This window comes from Arthrobacter globiformis (genome assembly GCF_030818015.1).
Lineage (GTDB): Bacteria > Actinomycetota > Actinomycetes > Actinomycetales > Micrococcaceae > Arthrobacter > Arthrobacter globiformis_C.
This window is the reverse complement of record NZ_JAUSZX010000001.1, coordinates 2788452-2804332: the sequence shown is the minus strand read 5'-3', so window position 1 is coordinate 2804332 and position 15881 is coordinate 2788452. Positions and strand designations below refer to the sequence as shown.

12 protein-coding genes are annotated in these 15881 nt (G+C 66.0%); all 12 read right to left on the bottom strand.

Annotated features, from left to right (window positions below; translation table 11 throughout):
• Nucleotides 1-6: 6 nt before the first annotated feature.
• Nucleotides 7-1017, bottom strand: coding sequence for a type I glyceraldehyde-3-phosphate dehydrogenase (gene gap, locus QFZ23_RS13075; protein WP_003805562.1), 1011 nt, complete (start codon nucleotides 1015-1017; stop codon nucleotides 7-9).
• A gap of 262 nt (nucleotides 1018-1279) precedes the next feature.
• On the bottom strand, nucleotides 1280-1903 hold the full coding sequence (locus tag QFZ23_RS13070; protein WP_076803204.1) for a superoxide dismutase: 624 nt from the start codon (nucleotides 1901-1903) through the stop codon (nucleotides 1280-1282).
• Between the two features lie 133 nt (nucleotides 1904-2036).
• The gene (whiA, locus tag QFZ23_RS13065; RefSeq protein ID WP_003805560.1) at nucleotides 2037-3017 is read right to left on the bottom strand and encodes a DNA-binding protein WhiA; all 981 of its coding nucleotides are present in this window, start codon (nucleotides 3015-3017) and stop codon (nucleotides 2037-2039) included.
• Between the two features lie 10 nt (nucleotides 3018-3027).
• Entirely contained in the window at nucleotides 3028-4041 is a 1014-nt protein-coding gene (locus tag QFZ23_RS13060; RefSeq protein ID WP_306923506.1) for a gluconeogenesis factor YvcK family protein, read from the bottom strand.
• Complete coding sequence (rapZ, locus tag QFZ23_RS13055) at nucleotides 4041-4964, bottom strand: RNase adapter RapZ (RefSeq protein ID WP_306923504.1); 924 nt, start codon at nucleotides 4962-4964, stop codon at nucleotides 4041-4043. Before rapZ ends, QFZ23_RS13060 begins: the two co-directional genes overlap by 1 nt.
• A 111-nt stretch (nucleotides 4965-5075) precedes the next feature.
• Nucleotides 5076-7157, bottom strand: coding sequence for an excinuclease ABC subunit UvrC (gene uvrC / locus QFZ23_RS13050; protein ID WP_306923502.1), 2082 nt, complete (start codon nucleotides 7155-7157; stop codon nucleotides 5076-5078).
• Nucleotides 7158-7241: 84 nt separating this feature from the next.
• On the bottom strand, nucleotides 7242-7910 hold the full coding sequence (locus QFZ23_RS13045) for a lysophospholipid acyltransferase family protein (protein WP_306923501.1): 669 nt from the start codon (nucleotides 7908-7910) through the stop codon (nucleotides 7242-7244).
• Complete coding sequence (locus QFZ23_RS13040) at nucleotides 7897-8613, bottom strand: HAD hydrolase-like protein (protein ID WP_306923498.1); 717 nt, start codon at nucleotides 8611-8613, stop codon at nucleotides 7897-7899. The genes QFZ23_RS13045 and QFZ23_RS13040 overlap by 14 nt, the downstream gene beginning before the upstream one ends.
• 130 nt (nucleotides 8614-8743) lie before the next feature.
• Nucleotides 8744-11668 carry an excinuclease ABC subunit UvrA gene (gene uvrA / locus QFZ23_RS13035; RefSeq protein ID WP_306923497.1) on the bottom strand — a complete coding sequence of 975 codons (2925 nt, stop codon included), beginning with the start codon at nucleotides 11666-11668 and terminating at the stop codon, nucleotides 8744-8746.
• A gap of 60 nt (nucleotides 11669-11728) precedes the next feature.
• Nucleotides 11729-12109: a GntR family transcriptional regulator gene (locus QFZ23_RS13030; RefSeq protein WP_306923495.1), complete on the bottom strand. Its 381-nt coding sequence runs from the start codon at nucleotides 12107-12109 to the stop codon at nucleotides 11729-11731.
• Nucleotides 12106-13965: an ABC transporter ATP-binding protein gene (locus QFZ23_RS13025; RefSeq protein WP_306923494.1), complete on the bottom strand. Its 1860-nt coding sequence runs from the start codon at nucleotides 13963-13965 to the stop codon at nucleotides 12106-12108. The genes QFZ23_RS13030 and QFZ23_RS13025 overlap by 4 nt, the downstream gene beginning before the upstream one ends.
• Nucleotides 13966-13978: 13 nt before the next feature.
• Complete coding sequence (locus QFZ23_RS13020; RefSeq protein ID WP_373427879.1) at nucleotides 13979-15772, bottom strand: ABC transporter ATP-binding protein; 1794 nt, start codon at nucleotides 15770-15772, stop codon at nucleotides 13979-13981.
• Between the last annotated feature and the right edge of the window lie 109 nt (nucleotides 15773-15881).

Here is a 15881-nt window from a genome sequence, read left to right as displayed (position 1 = left end):
CTAACCCTAGCCCAGCTTTGCCGCTACAAGCTCCGTGAGGTCCACAAGGCGGTTTGAGTAGCCCCATTCGTTGTCATACCACGAAACAACCTTGACCTGGTTACCAATGACCTTGGTCAAACCGGAGTCAAAAATGGACGAGGCGGGGTCGCCGACGATGTCCGAGGAGACGATCGGAGCATCGGTGTACGTCAGGATGCCCTGCCATTCGTCGGACTCTGCGGCCTTCTTGAGCGTCGCGTTGACTTCCTCGACCGTGGTCTCGCGGGAGACCGTGACGGTGAGGTCGGTGGCGGAGCCGGTGGGGACCGGGACGCGGATGGCGTAGCCGTCCAGCTTGCCCTTGAGCTCCGGCAGGACCAGGCCAATGGCCTTGGCGGCACCGGTGGAGGTGGGGACCATGTTGATGGCGGCGGCGCGGGCACGGCGGAGGTCGTTGTGCGGGCCGTCCTGCAGGTTCTGGTCTGCGGTGTACGCGTGGACGGTGGTCATCAGGCCACGCTCGATGCCGAAGGCGTCGTTAACAACCTTGGCCAGCGGGCCGAGGCAGTTGGTGGTGCAGGAAGCGTTGGAGATGATGTGGTGGTTCTCGGGGTCGTACAGGCCGTCGTTGACGCCCATCACGATGGTGATGTCCTCGTCCGAGGCGGGGGCGGAGATCAGGACCTTCTTGGCACCGGCTTCGATGTGCTTCTTGGCGGCAGCTGCCTTGGTGAAGAAACCGGTGGACTCGATGACGATGTCAACGCCCAGGTCCTTCCAGGGGAGGTTGGCGGGGTCGCGCTCGGCCAGGACCTTGATCGCGTTGCCGTTGACGACGAGGTTGCCTTCCTTGACCTCGATGGTTTCGGCCAGGCGCCCACCAACGGAGTCGTACTTGAGCAGGTGGGCCAGCGCCTCGGGGCTGGTGAGGTCGTTGACGGCAACGATCTCAAGGTCCGCACCCTGAGCAAGTGCAGCGCGGAAGTAGTTGCGGCCGATGCGGCCGAAGCCGTTGATACCAATACGGGTGGTCACTTTTTAGTCTCCTTTGTGCCTTGGAAGCACAACTAGTAAGCGGGCGTTCAAGCCAACTAACAGATCCCGCACGCCATTGGGCAGAGATATTTTTCAGATCGGAGGGCGACCAGCCTCATTGCTGAAGGCTAACCGCCTTCCGTGATCCATCTTACGTTTAAGTAGGTCCGCCCCCGCAAGTGCGGGGGCGGACCGTCCATAATTCGGCCCTAAAGTCGCCGAATGTGAAGTTTATTACTGCTTTGTGTACGCCGGGTCACACTTAGAGGGTAATGAGACCCGTCGCGTTGGCGCGGGCCGCGGCGAAGCGGGCGGACACGTCAGCCCAGTTGACGATGTTCCAGAACGCCTTGACGTAGTCGGCCTTGACGTTGACGTAGTCCAGGTAGAAGGCGTGCTCCCACATGTCCAGCATCAGCAGCGGGGTGGTGCCCAGCGCGACGTTGCCCTGCTGGTCGTAGAGCTGTTCGATGACGAGGTTGCCACCGATGGGCTCGTAGGCCAGGAAGCCCCAGCCCGACCCCTGCAGGCCGAGGGCGGCTGCGGAGAACTGGGCGCGGAAGGCATCGAACGAGCCGAAGGCGTCGTCGATGGCGGCGGCGAGCTCACCTTCAGGCTTATCCCCCCCGTCCGGGGAGAGGTTGTTCCAGAACACGGAGTGGTTGACGTGGCCGCCGGTGTGGAAGGCCAGGTCCTTGGAAAGCCGGTTGATGTTGGCGAAGTCGCCCTTTTCGCGTGCCTCTGCCAGCTGGGCCAGCGCGTTGTTGGCGCCCGTCACGTACGCGGCGTGGTGCTTGCTGTGGTGCAGCTCCATGATCCGTGCAGAGATGTGGGGCTCGAGCGCTGCGTAGTCGTAGCTGAGTTCGGGCAGAACGTACTCGGTCACAAAATCCTCCAATGTCGTGGACAGTTTGTCCGGTTTTGCTAACTTGCGGATTGTGCATCCCGGATGACGGGTCATCCGGAAAACTCCGATGGCGGCAACAGCCGCCACCTGGTCTTGATTCTATGGGCGCCGTTTACTCGTCCAGCATTTCCGGCGTCACATTGGCATCCGTGCCCGGGATGCCAAGATCCGAGGCGCGTTTGTCCGCCATGGCCAGCAGCCGGCGGATGCGGCCGGCGATGGCGTCCTTCGTCATGGGCGGATCGGCAAGCCGGCCAAGTTCGTCGAGGCTGGCCTGCTTGTGGGCCACCCGGAGTTCACCGGCGTACTTGAGGTGGTCAGGGACGTCGTCGCCGAGGATCTCCAGGGCCCGGTCCACCCGGGCGCCGGCTGCCACGGCGGCCTGCGCGGAACGGCGGAGGTTGGCGTCATCAAAGTTGGCGAGCCGGTTCGCCGTCGCCCGCACTTCCTTGCGCATCCGCCGCTCCTCCCAGACCATGAGGGCGTCGTGGGCGCCCATCCGGGTGAGTAGCGCGGCGATGGTGTCGCCGTCGCGGATGACCACGCGGTCCACTCCCCTGACTTCCCGGGCCTTGGCCTGGATCCCCAGCCGCCGCGCCGCGCCAACGAGTGCGAGAGCGGATTCGGGGCCGGGGCAGGTGACCTCCATGGACGATGACCGGCCGGGTTCAGTGAGTGAGCCGTGGGCCAGGAAGGCGCCGCGCCACACCGCTTCGGCGTCGGCGGCGGAGCCGTTGACGACGACGGACGGCAGCCCCCGTACGGGCCGTCCCCGGCCGTCGAGGAGACCTGTCTGCCGGGCCAGCGCCTCGCCGTCGCGGACGACGCGGACAACGTAACGGCTTCCGCGGCGCAGGCCGCTGCCGGAGACGACGATGATCTCGCTCTGGTGCCCGTAGACCTCGGCGATCGCGGCGCGCAGGCGCCGGGCAGTGGAGGCCAGATCCACCTCGGCCTCGATGACGATCCGGCCCGAGATGATATGCAGTCCCCCGGCGAAGCGGAGCATGGCCGAGACCTCGGCCTTGCGGACTGATGACTTCTTGATGTCCAGGCGGGAGAGTTCTTCCTTGACTGATGCTGTCAGTGCCATGGCACCTTTCCTAACTATTCCCGAAAATATCCTGGTAGGCCGTAGCCAGCCGCAAGGGGTCGTGGACCGGACGCTGGCCCGAAGCCCCTACTCTACCCAAGACAACCTCGGCGCCGATCATCCCCGCGGCCCGCTTAAACTCGGTCAGGTCCGAAACCGAAGCCGGGTCCGCGAGCACCACGTCCGCGCTGAACTCCGGCGCGTAGTCGCGCAGGACGTGAAGATGGTCCGCGGCGGACATGCCGGACGTTTCCTTGGTGTCCATGGCGAGGTTCATCGTGAGGCAGCGCTTGGCCGGGGTGTCGCAGAGCGCCTGCCGCATCTCCGGCAGCAACAGGTGAGGGAGCACGGAGGTGTACCAGGAGCCGGGGCCCAGCACTACCCAGTCGGCAAGCTCAATCGCGGTCAGGGCGTCAACGCAGGCGGGCGCCTCTTCGGGCAGCAGGCGGACGCTTTCCAGCGAGCCCGCCACGGCGCAGCGCGCCTGGCCCCTGATGGTGGTGACCGTGCTGCTGCCGTCGGGGGCGGTCACGCGCACGTCGCCCTCGATGGTGAGCGGAACGGTGGACATGGGCAGGACCTGTCCGCGGGCGCCAAGCAGTGCACCGGCCCATTTCAGGCCGGCCACTGCATCCCCGAGCAGTTCCCAGAGGGTGACGATCAGCAGGTTGCCCATGGCGTGTTCATCCAGTGAGGCACCGCCGCGGGCGGAGCGGAACCGATGCTGCATGACGTCGCGCCAGGTGCGGCCCCAGTCGGTGTCGTCGCACAGGGCCGACAGGGCCATTCGGAGATCACCGGGCGGAAGGACGCCGTACTCCTCGCGGAGGCGGCCGGAGGACCCGCCGTCGTCCGCCACGGTGACCACCGCCGTGAGTTCGGAAGTAAGCAGCCGCAATGCCGAGAGGGAGGCCGAAAGGCCGTGGCCGCCGCCGAGTGCGACGACGGTGGGCCCCTTGTCCTGTTGGGAACCGGTCAGGCCGGCCGGCGGAATCAGGGGCAGCGGGCCGGTAAGAACGCCCACTACTCGCGCCCCAGGTCCCGGTGCGTCGTGGTCACAGTTACGCGGGGATATTGTGCGAGGCGTTTGGAGAGCTCCATGGCGACTGCCACCGAGCGGTGCTTTCCACCTGTGCATCCGACGGCGATGGTGGCGTAGTGCTTGTTCTCCCGGCGGTAGCCCTCCATGACAGGTTCCAGGGCGAGGACGTACCGTTCCACGAAGTCGGGCACGCCCTCGGCTCCGAGGACGTACTCGCTGACGTCCTGGTCCAGGCCCGTGTGCGGCCGCAGCGCGGGTACCCAATGCGGGTTCGGGATGAACCTGACGTCAGCGACGTAGTTCGCGTCCATAGGCAGGCCGTACTTGAAGCCGAAGCTCATGATGTTGAGGCGGATCGCAATGGGGCCGGTCTCGGTGAACAGTTCGGTGATCGCGGTGGCGAGCCCGTGCACGTTCAGGGACGAGGTGTCCAGGACGAGATCGGAGGAGTCGCGCAGCTCCTTGAGGAGTTCACGCTCGGCGGCGATGCCGTCCAGGATCCTTCCGCCGCCCTGCAGCGGGTGCGGACGCCGTCCCTGCTCGAAGCGGCGGACCAGGACGTCGTCGCTGGCATCGAGGAACAGCACCCGGAAGGTGACACCGCTGGCTTCGAGGGCCCGCAGCGCCGCGCGGATATCGGCGAACAGCGCCTTGCTGCGCACGTCCATCACCACGGCAAGCTTGGGGATGGACTGCGGTGCGTGGGACACGAGTTCGGCAAGCGTCCCCAGCATCTGTGGCGGCAGGTTTTCGACGACGTACCAGCCGTGGTCCTCCAGCGCATCGGAGGCAGTGCTGCGGCCTGCGCCGGACATGCCGGTCACGATGAGCAGTTCCGCTTCGGCGGGCTTGACCGGTGTCAGGCCGTCCTCTTCCGTGCTGGACTCCGCCGTCGACTCTGCCATTGATTCCAGCCTCATTCCTGCTGTTGCTTCCGCGCGCAGTCTCTGCGCGGTTGCTGTTTGCGGCACACGCCGATTTCCCGTACTTACCCTAACCAAGTTTCGGGGCGCGGGCTAAGTTTCCAGCACTTCCCCGGTGGTCATGTTGATCCCGGGAACGGTGTCACCCGAGTCGCCTCCGGCTCCGCCCGGACTGAAGTGCGTGACGATGGCCGCGGCCAGCGCCGGCCCAACACCCTTGGCCGCGGTCAGTTCCTCGGCGGACGCCGCCTTGATCCTCTTAACGGAGCCAAAGTGGGCGAGCAGGGCCTTCCGCTTGGAATCGCCCAGCCCGGGTACGCCGTCGAGGGCTGAGACGGTCATCGCCTTGCCGCGTTTTTGCCGATGGAACGAGATGGCGAACCGGTGGGCCTCGTCGCGGATGCGCTGCAGCATGTAGAGGCCCTGCGAGGAGCGGGGCAGGATGACCGGAAAGTCGCTGTCCGGCAGCCAGACCTCCTCGAGCCGCTTGGCGAGCCCGACCACATAAACGTCCTCGATGCCCAGCGATTCGAGGGCACGGGCGGCCGCGTTGACCTGGGGCTTGCCGCCGTCTACCACCACGAGGTTGGGCGGGTAGGCGAACTTCGCGCGGGGCGCCGGGGTGGTGGTGTCGGACAGCGCGGCGTCCGGCGCGGTGGCTCCTGGTGTGCCCCCGTTGGCCAGTGCCGCCCCGTTGGCCAGCGCCGCCCCGGTGGCGCCGGCAGTCGCGACTGCCGGCGTGGCGACCAGTTCGGCTTCCTCAACCTGGGCCGTTTTGTCCATGAGGTAGTGCCGGAAGCGCCGCGTCAGGACGTCGTGCATCGCAGCGGTGTCATCCGAGGCAGCGGCCCCGGTGATGGAGAACTTGCGGTAGTCGGACTTCTTGGGCAGTCCGTCCTCCACCACCACCATGGAGGCCACCACGTTGGTGCCCTGGACGTGGGAGACGTCGTAGCACTCGATGCGCAGCAGCGGGACGGGGAGCTCCAGTGCCTCCTGGAGCTCCTGCAGCGCCTGCGACCGGACGGTAAGGTCGCCGGCCCGGCGGGTCTTGTGGAGCCGGAGCGCGTGCTCGGCGTTTTCGCGGACCGTGGACATCAGGGCGGCCTTGTCCCCGCGCTGCGGAACGCGGATATCCACCTTGGCTCCGCGGATGCCCGCCAGCCACACGGCCAGATCCTGCGCATTGCTCGGCTCAACAGGCACCAGCACCTCGCGGGGAAGCCTGCCCTGGACCTCGGCGTCCTCGCCGTAGACCTGCTGGAGGAGGTGTTCGACGAGGTCGGGGGTGGTGAAGTCCTCCACCTTTTCGACCACCCAGCCGCGCTGGCCGCGGACCCGTCCGCCCCGGACATGGAACACCTGGACGGCCGCTTCGAGCTCGTCCTCGTGGAGGGCGAAAACGTCGGCGTCAGTGTCTTCAGCGAGCACCACGGCGTTCCGCTCGAAGACCTTCCGGAGGGCGGTGATGTCGTCGCGCAGCCGGGCGGCGCGTTCGTAGTCAAGGATGGCGACGGCGGCCCCCATCTCCTTTTCGAGCCGGGCGATGAACCGCTTCGCCTCGCCTCCCATGAAGGCGCAGAAGTCCTCGGCCAGGGCGCGGTGTTCCTCAGGGGTGACCCGGCCGACGCAGGGGGCCGAACATTTGTCGATGTAGCCCAGCAGGCACGGCCGGCCGCTGGCCTGGGCACGCTTCAGCACGCCCGCGCTGCAGCTACGCACCGGAAAGACCCGCAGCAGGGTGTCCATGGTCTCCCGGATGGCACCGGCCGTGTAGGGCCCGAAGTACCGCGTGCCCTTCCGCCGCTCGCCGCGCATGACCTGCACGCGGGGCAGCTTCTCGCCCATGGTGACGGCGAGGTAGGGATACGTCTTGTCGTCCCGGAAGACCACGTTGAAGCGCGGCTTGAATTCCTTGATCCAGGTGTATTCCAGCTGCAGGGATTCCAGCTCGCTGCCCACCACGGTCCACTCGACGCTGCTGGCTGCGTACACCATGGCGTGCGTCTTGGGCAGCAGCCCGGCCGGGTTCGCGAAGTACGAGTTCAGCCGCGACCGGAGGTTCTTGGCCTTGCCGACGTAGATAACCCGCCCATGGGGATCCCTGAACCTGTAAACACCCGGATTGGTCGGAATCTCACCCGTCTGGGGCCTATAACTCGATGGATCTGCCACGTTTCCAGTCTACTGAGCTGAGGGGCTGCGGATTGCCGCAGGCCATCTTGAAGGAACGGCCGGCCGATGCGAGGGAACCGCCGGCTATTCGATGACCTTGCTCTGGTTGTAGCTGGTGGAGCGCTCCTGGCCGCTGAGCTCGGCGATGGCGTCCATGATCCGGTCGGTCACCTGGCGCCGGGCGGGGAGGGAATGGTCCGGCCCGGTCTTGTCGAAGTAGATGGGCTCCCCCACCTTCATGGTGAAGTGCTGGGGCTTCACCGCATTGCGGCCAGCGGGCTGCAGCTTCTCCGTGCCGATGAGCCCCACCGGGATCACCGGCGCGCCGGTGGTGAGGGCCAGCCATCCGACACCGGTCCGGCCGCGGTACAGGATTCCGTCCCGGGACCGGGTGCCCTCGGGGTAGATGCCGATGCCCCGGCCGTCCTCGAGGATGTCAAGGAGTGTCTTGAGGGCCTGCACGCTGGCGGCCTGCTCACCGCGCTCGACCGGAATGGAGCCAACAGCCTCGAAGAAGGACTTCATCACGCGACCCTTGATGCCCTTGGTGGTGAAGTACTCCGCCTTGGCAAAGAAAGCCACGGGGCGGGGCATGAGCGCCTGGACAATCACGCTGTCCAGAAAGGAGAGGTGGTTAGGCGCCACGATGAAGGGACCGTCCTTGGGGACGTTCTCCAGCCCGATGACGGTGGGCCGGCAGGTACCGGAGATAAGGGTCCGCGTAGTCCAGCGGACGCCGTCAAACAGCTCCATCGTTGCGCACCTCGCTCAGGGCTGCGGCACGGACGTTCTCCAGCTCCTCGACTTTGGCACGCAGGCTGGCGGTGTCGTGCACGACGGCCACAGCTCCCGCTGCCTCCAGTTCGCCGTCGGGCGCAAAACCCCAGCTGACGCCGATGCAGTCGAGTCCGTTGGCCAATGCTCCGGCCACGTCCTGCGCGCGGTCGCCCACCATCACGGCGTGCTGCGTGCGGAGGTCGGTCATGGCGGCGGCGATGATGCCGGTTTTGCCGACCGGACCCGCTGCAGCCTCGGTCTCGTCCGCGGCTGACCCTCTGATGGTGAGGAACCGGCCAGCGATCTTGTGGTGTTCAAGCACGATATTCGCAAGGTTTTCCGGCTTTTGCGTCGCCACTGCCACGGGCCGTCCCGCCGCCACATAGCCGTCCAGCAGGTCGACGATGCCCGGGTACAGGCGGCTCTGGGAAATGCCGGAGTCCAGGTAATGCGTCCGGTAGGTCTGGATGACCGCCTTGAGCATGGCCGGAGGAACAGCCGCTACGTTCAGCAGGGAGTCGCTCAGCTTGGGACCCACCATCGCGTCGAGAAGGTCCTGGCTTGGGACGGCAAGGCCATGTTCCGTGAGGGCCGCGGCAATTCCGTCTGTTATCCCGCCGGCCGGATCGACAAGAGTGCCGTCCAGGTCGAAGATCACGGGCACTGTTGTTGAAGTCACCGGCTTAGTTTCTCACGATGACACGCCTGCTCAAACTCGTATGCCTTCCGAGGAATACTTCGGAGGACGACGTCGGCCCGCCAGTTGATCTGGCGGGCCGACGTGCTGGTTTCGCGTTGGGCTAGGCCCGCTAGCCGAGGATTTCGGCCAAAAACTTTGCGGTATGGCTCTCCGAGGACTTGGAGACCTGCTCCGGGGTACCGGACGCCACGATCCGGCCGCCGCCGGAACCTCCGTCAGGGCCCAGGTCCACGACCCAGTCGGCGCTCTTGATGACGTCTAGGTTGTGCTCGATGGTGATGACCGTGTTGCCCTTCTCCACGAGGCCCTGCAGCACCATGAGCAGCTTCCGGATGTCCTCGAAGTGAAGCCCGGTGGTGGGCTCGTCCAGGACATAGACGCTGCGGCCGTTGGACCGCTTCTGGAGTTCGGCCGCCAGCTTGACGCGCTGCGCCTCGCCGCCGGACAACGTGGTGGCGGGCTGGCCCAGCCGGACATACCCGAGGCCTACGTCCACGAGTGTCTTGAGATGGCGTGCAATCGGGGAGAAAGCGGCGAAGAACTCGGCTCCCTCCTCGATGGGCATGTTCAGGACGTCGGCGATGGTCTTGCCCTTGTAATGCACCTCGAGCGTCTCACGGTTGTACCGCGCACCGTGGCAGACCTCGCACGGAACGTAGACGTCCGGCAGGAAGTTCATCTCGATCTTGAGCGTGCCGTCACCCGAGCAGGCCTCGCAGCGGCCGCCCTTGACATTGAAGGAGAACCGTCCGGGCATGTAGCCGCGGACCTTTGCTTCGGTGGTTTCGGCGAAGAGCTTCCGGATGTGGTCGAACACTCCGGTGTATGTGGCTGGGTTGGAGCGCGGGGTACGGCCGATAGGGCTCTGGTCCACGTGCACCACCTTGTCCAGGTGCTCGAGGCCCTGGACTGTGCGGTGGCGCCCGGCCACCTGCTTGGCGCCGTTGAGCTTGTTGGCCAGCACCTTGTACAGGATCTCGTTGACCAGGGTGGACTTGCCGGAGCCGCTGACGCCGGTCACGGCCGTGAACAGGCCCAGGGGGAAGGCGGCATCAACGTTGACGAGGTTGTTCTCGCGGGCGCCGACCACCTTCAGCTCGCGCTTCTTGTCGTACTTGCGCCGCTTCTTGGGGACGTCGATGCTCTTCCGGCCGGAGAGGTAGTCGCCGGTCAGGGACTTCGTGTTCTCCAGGAGTGCCGTGTAGGACCCCGAGTGGACCACCTGTCCGCCGTGCTCGCCGGCTCCCGGGCCGATGTCCACGATCCAGTCGGCCTCGTGGATGGTGTCCTCGTCGTGCTCGACCACAATGAGGGTGTTGCCCAAGTCCCGCAACCGCGTCAGGGTCTCAATCAGGCGCCGGTTGTCCCGCTGGTGCAGTCCGATGGAGGGCTCGTCCAGGACGTACAGGACGCCCACAAGGCCGGAGCCGATCTGGGTGGCCAGCCTGATGCGCTGGGCCTCGCCGCCGGAGAGGGTGCCGGAAGGACGCTCCAGGTTCAGGTATTCCAGGCCCACGTCCAGTAGGAAGGTCAGGCGGGCCTGGATCTCCTTGAGGACCTGGTGCGCGATCTGCGCCTCGCGGCCGGTCAACACGAGGTTGTCCAGGAATGCTGCGCATTCGCGCATGGGCAGCCTCGCGACGTCGGCAATGGACTTGCCGTTGATGAGAACCGAGAGCGACGCCGGGTTTAGCCGTGCGCCGTCGCAGGCCGGGCAGGGGATCTGCCGCATGTATTCCTCGTAGCGGTCCCTGGCATAGTCAGACTCGGTTTCGGTGTGCTTGCGGTGAACGTACTGCACCACGCCTTCGAAGCCGGTGCTGTACTTGCGCTCCCTGCCGAACCGGTTCCGGTACTGCACCACAACCTTGTGGTCCTTGCCATGCAGGACAGTCTGCCGGACCTCGGACGGAAGGTCCTGCCACGGCGTGGTCATGGAGAACCCGAGTTCCTTGGCGAGTCCACCGAGCAGCCGGTTCCAGTACTCGGTGGTGGCGGTGCCCAGGGACCACGGCGCGATGGCTCCGTCCTCGAGCGCAAGCTCCGGATTGGGAATGATCAGGTCCTCATCGACTTCCAGCCGCGTGCCGATGCCGCTGCAGGCCGAGCAGGCACCGAACGGGTTGTTGAACGAGAAGGACCGGGGTTCGATCTCATCGATAGCCAAGGGGTGCTCGTTGGGGCAGGCCAGGTTTTCCGAGAAGGCACGCGTGCGGTGGGGGTCGTCGGCGTCGAGGTCAACGAAGTCGGCCAGGACGCGCCCCTCGGCGAGTCCGAGCGCCGTCTCGATGGAGTCCGTCAGCCGCTGTCGGATGCCTTCCTTGACCACGAGCCGGTCCACCACCACCTCAATGGTGTGCTTGAACTGCTTGCCAAGCTTGGGCGGATCGCTCAGCTGGACGAGGTCGCCGTCGACCCGGGCACGGGAATAGCCCTTCGCCGTCAATTCCTTGAAGAGGTCGACGAACTCACCCTTGCGCCCGCGCACCACCGGAGCGAGGATCTGGAAACGGGTGCCGTCCTCCAGTTCGAGCAGCTGGTCCACAATCTGCTGCGGCGTCTGCTTGATGACGGGTTCACCGCATACGGGGCAGTGCGGACGGCCCACGCGCGCCCACAGGAGACGCATGTAGTCGTAGATTTCGGTGATGGTGCCCACGGTGGAGCGCGGATTCTTGCTCGTGGACTTCTGGTCGATCGAGACCGCCGGCGACAGGCCCTCGATGAAATCGACGTCGGGCTTGTCCACCTGGCCCAGAAACTGCCGGGCGTAGGCAGAGAGCGATTCGACGTAGCGGCGCTGGCCCTCCGCGAAGATGGTGTCGAAGGCCAGGGACGACTTTCCGGAGCCGGACAGGCCCGTGAAGACGATCATGGCGTCACGCGGCAGGTCGAGGTCGACGTTGCGGAGGTTGTGCTCGCGGGCGCCCTTGACCACCAGCCGGGACAGGTCCGGGCGTGCCGGATTGGCGGGGCTCAGGGGGACGACGGCGGAGGAGGCAACAGCGGTTTCTTCAGCTACGGCTTTAGGCACCCACTAATGCTAGTCGAAAACTTCTTCGAATATCCACGCGGGTGTCCTGTGCCACCTTCGCTACTCAGCGTCGTAGGCAGCCGCCAGCAGGTGGACCGCCTGGGCGAAAGTTGCGCCCTGCGATTTGGCGGCTGCGGCATACTCGGCTGCGGCCTCGGACAAAGCCCCCCAACGCTCGTCGCGGGCGCAGACCACCGTCCCATTGCGGCCCTTGGTGGCGACGACGCCCGCAGCTTCGAGTTCCTTGTACGCCCGTGCCACCGTGTGGGGTGCCACGCCGAGGGTTCCGGCGAGGGTCCGCACTGCCGGCAGCCGCGTGCCGGGGGCAAGCTTTCCCTGGTCCGCCTGTTCGATCACGTGCAGCCGCAGCTGCTCAAAGAGGGCCACGGAGCTGCCGGTGTTCGGCTTCCACTGCCCCGGGAAGGTATCGCCGGCGGTCACAGGCCGGACCCCCGGTAGCGCTGCTGGCCCGCGGCGTGCCTGCCTTGCTGGCGGCGGATGGCGCCGAGTTCGCGGTCCACCCCGCGGAACTGGGCCTCGTACAGGTTCCTGTAATGGCCGTCCACGGACAGCAGGCTGCTGTGCGTCCCCTGTTCAACAATGCGTCCGTGATCCATGACGAGAATTAGATCAGCGTCGCGCACGGTGGACAACCTGTGGGCAATGATGAAGCTCGTCTTGCCCTGCCTCAGCCTGTTCATCGCGAGCTTGATCTGCACCTCGGTCCGGGTGTCCACGGAGCTTGTTGCCTCGTCCAGGATCAGAACGCTGCGGTCCGCGAGCCGGGCCCGGGCGATAGTGATCAGTTGCCTTTGGCCCTGGCTAAGCGAATCGCCGTGGTCGCCAAGGACCGTGGCGTAGCCGGCGGGCAGCGACCGCACGAAGTGGTCCACGTGGCTGGCTTCGGCCGCTGCCAGGACCCGGGCATCATCCGCTCCCGGGGAACCGTATTCGATGTTTTCGCGGATGGTGCCATTGAACAGCCAGACGTCCTGCATGACCACGGCGAAATTGGACCGCAGCGAGTCCACAGGCACCGTGGCGATGTCTGTGCCGTCGATCGTGATACGGCCTGAATCGAGTTCATAGAATCGCATCAGGAGGTTCACCACGGTGGTCTTGCCTGCACCGGTGTGGCCCACGATGGCCACGGTTTGACCCGGGAGGACGGAGAAGGACAGCCCGCTGACGGTTGGCGCCCCCGGGGTGTACCCGAAGGTGACGTCCTCGAAATCAATCCGGCCGCGCAGGTTTTCCTCGCGGGTCGGAACGTCGTCCTCGCGGGGTATCTCAGGCTCGTCAAGCAGGGCGAAGACCCGTTCCGCCGAGGCCGCACAGGACTGCATGAGGGTAAGCATGCCGCCGATCTGGCCCATCGGCTGGGTGAAGAGGCGGCTGAACTGGATGAACGCCTGGATGCCGCCGATCGTCATGGCGCCGGCTGCCACCTGCAGGGCGCCCACGACGGCCACCGCCACGTAGTTGAGGTTGGCGACGAAGACCATGAGCGGCTGCACGGCTCCGGAGACGAATTGGGCGCGCGCGCTGCTGCGGGCCAGCCGGTCGTTGCCGCGGCCGAAGATGGCCGACACCGTGCCTTGCTGCCCAAATGCCTTGATCACCTCGTGACCGGTGATGAATTCCTCAATGTGTGCGTTCAGCTCCCCGGTAGATGCCCATTGGGCGGCGAAATAGGCCTGGGACTGGCGCGCCATGAACACCGTTATCAGCGTGGACAGAGGTACGGACACCAGGGCGATGGCCGCCAGCAGCGGGGAGATCCAGAGCATCATGGCCAGCGAACCGCACAGCATCAGAACAGACATGATCAGCTGCGTGAGCAACTGGTTGAGCGCCTGCGAGATGTTGTCGACGTCGTTGGTGGCCCTGCTGAGTACATCGCCCCTGGCCTGCTCGTGGAAGTGCGCGGACGGCAGCCGGTGCAGTTTGTCCTCGACCGCGGCGCGAAGGCCGAAAACAAGCCGCTGCACCGTCTGGGCGGTCAGGGCGCCCTGGACCCAGTTGAAGATGGACGTGCCGACGTACATCAGGGACACCGCGGCGAGCAGCGCGGCCAGCCTGCCGGCGTCGAACGTGCCATGCGTGAAGCCGTTGACGATGACGTCGGTGGCGTCACCGAGGAGCTTTGGAGCTGCCACATTGAGGGCCGCGAAGCCACAGGTCGCCGCGACGGCCAGGGCCATCTTGCCCTTGAACGGGCGCAGCAGGCCCAGCAGGCGTGTGGCCGCCGGCAGGAAGCTGCCGGTTTTGCGTTCGGCGGCGTGCGTGCCCCTCATGGCTGCCCGATTCTCAAGGCTGCTCATCAAGGGCCAGCTGAGACTCGGCGATCTCCCGGTAGGTGGCCGACGATCCCAGCAGTTCCGCGTGGGTTCCCTGGGCCACCAGCCGGCCATCCTCGAGCACCAGGATCCGATCCGCGCCCATGATGGTCGGGATGCGTTCAGCCACCATGAGCACGGTTGATGCTGCCAGCACGGGCTCCAGCGCCCGTCTGACCGCGGCCTCGGTGGCATAGTCCAGGGCGGAAAAACTGTCATCAAAGAGGTAGAGGTCCGCGGTACGGAGCATGGCGCGGGCAATGCAGAGGCGCTGCCGCTGCCCGCCCGACAGCCCGGCCCCGCCCTGGGCGACGGCGGCATGGAGTCCCTGCGGGAGGAGGCGGACGAAGTCGTCGGCCTGTGCCAGCCGCAGGGCTTTCCACAGGTCGTCCTCAGTGGCCTCCGGTGCGGCCATCCGCAGGTTGCCCGCCACGGTGCCTGAGAAGAGATAGGAGTTCTGCGGGACCACCGAAATCCGTTCCCGGAGCCGTTCAGCGGACAGTTTCCGGATGTCGGCTCCGCCGAACCGGATTTCACCTGACGTGGCGTTCAGGAACCGCGGCAGGAGATTCAGGAGCGTGGACTTGCCACTGCCGGTCGCACCAATGATGGCCGTGGTGGTGCCCGGTGCGGCAGTAAATGAGATGTCGGCCAGGACCGGGGTCTCCGCCCCCGGATAGGCGAACCAGACGTGGCCGAACTCGACTCCTCCGCCGCCCGGGGGTGCCGGCCCCGGCGCGGCGGGCCGGGTGGTTACGGGCCGGGTCCCGGCGGGCTCCGGCACAGCGGGCTCCGACGCGGCGGGGATGGCCAGTGCCGGGGTCACGTCCAGCACGTCCTGGATCCGCTCGGCGCAGACAGCCGCGCGCGGTGCGGTGCTGAACACATACATGGCCATCATGATGGCCAGCAGGATCTGCAGGATGTAGGCGATGAGGGCCGTGAGGGCACCCACCTCCATGCTGCCGCTGGCGATCAGTTGCCCACCGAACCAGACCACGGCCACCGAGGAGAGGTTCACCACGATCATGATCATCGGAAGCATGCCCGCAACCAGGAGCGCGGACTGGAGGTTGTTACTGGTCAGCCGCCGGTTCGCTTCCATGAAACGGGCAACCTCATGCTTCTGCCGGACAAAGCCCCGGATGACGTTGGCGCCTATGATCTGTTCGCGGAGGATCCGGGTGATGCCGTCGATGAGAGCCTGCCCCTGCCGGTAGAGCGGGATAAGGCGACGCACGATCAGGTACATGATGAGCACCAGCACCGGAACTATGACGATCACGACAGAGGAGAGGGCCGCGTTCTGCTGGACGGCCAGGATGATTCCCCCGATGCCCATGACCGGCGCTGCGGCGAGCATGGTGAAGACCAGGACCGCGAAGGTCTGGATTTGCTGGACGTCGTTGGTGGCCCTGGTGACGAGGCTTGGGGTGCCGAACATCCCGACCTCCTGGGATGACATCGCCTGGACCTGGGAGAACAGCTCCCGCCTGAGGCGGTGGCCGATCTTCATGGCGACGTCGGCCCCAAGGTACCCGGCGCCCAGGGCGGCTGCAGCCTGCACAGCGGTGAGGACCATCATCCAGCCGCCGAGCCCCAGGATTACCCCAGGCTGGTTGGCAAGGATTCCGTCGTCGATGATGCTCGCGTTCAGCGTCGGCAGCAGCAAATTGCCTGCCGTCTGCAGCACCTGCAGCACGATGATCGCCCAGACAGCAGGCCGGTGTTCGGCGAGGAGGCGGAGCATTAGGTTAAACAGCACCGCGCGCCTCCTCCATCGCCAGGGGCGTACGGGAGCCTGGGCAGGCCCCCAATCGCCGCTTGGCCATTGTAAGCCAGATCACATGTGACCGCGCGGGACGCCGCCCGCG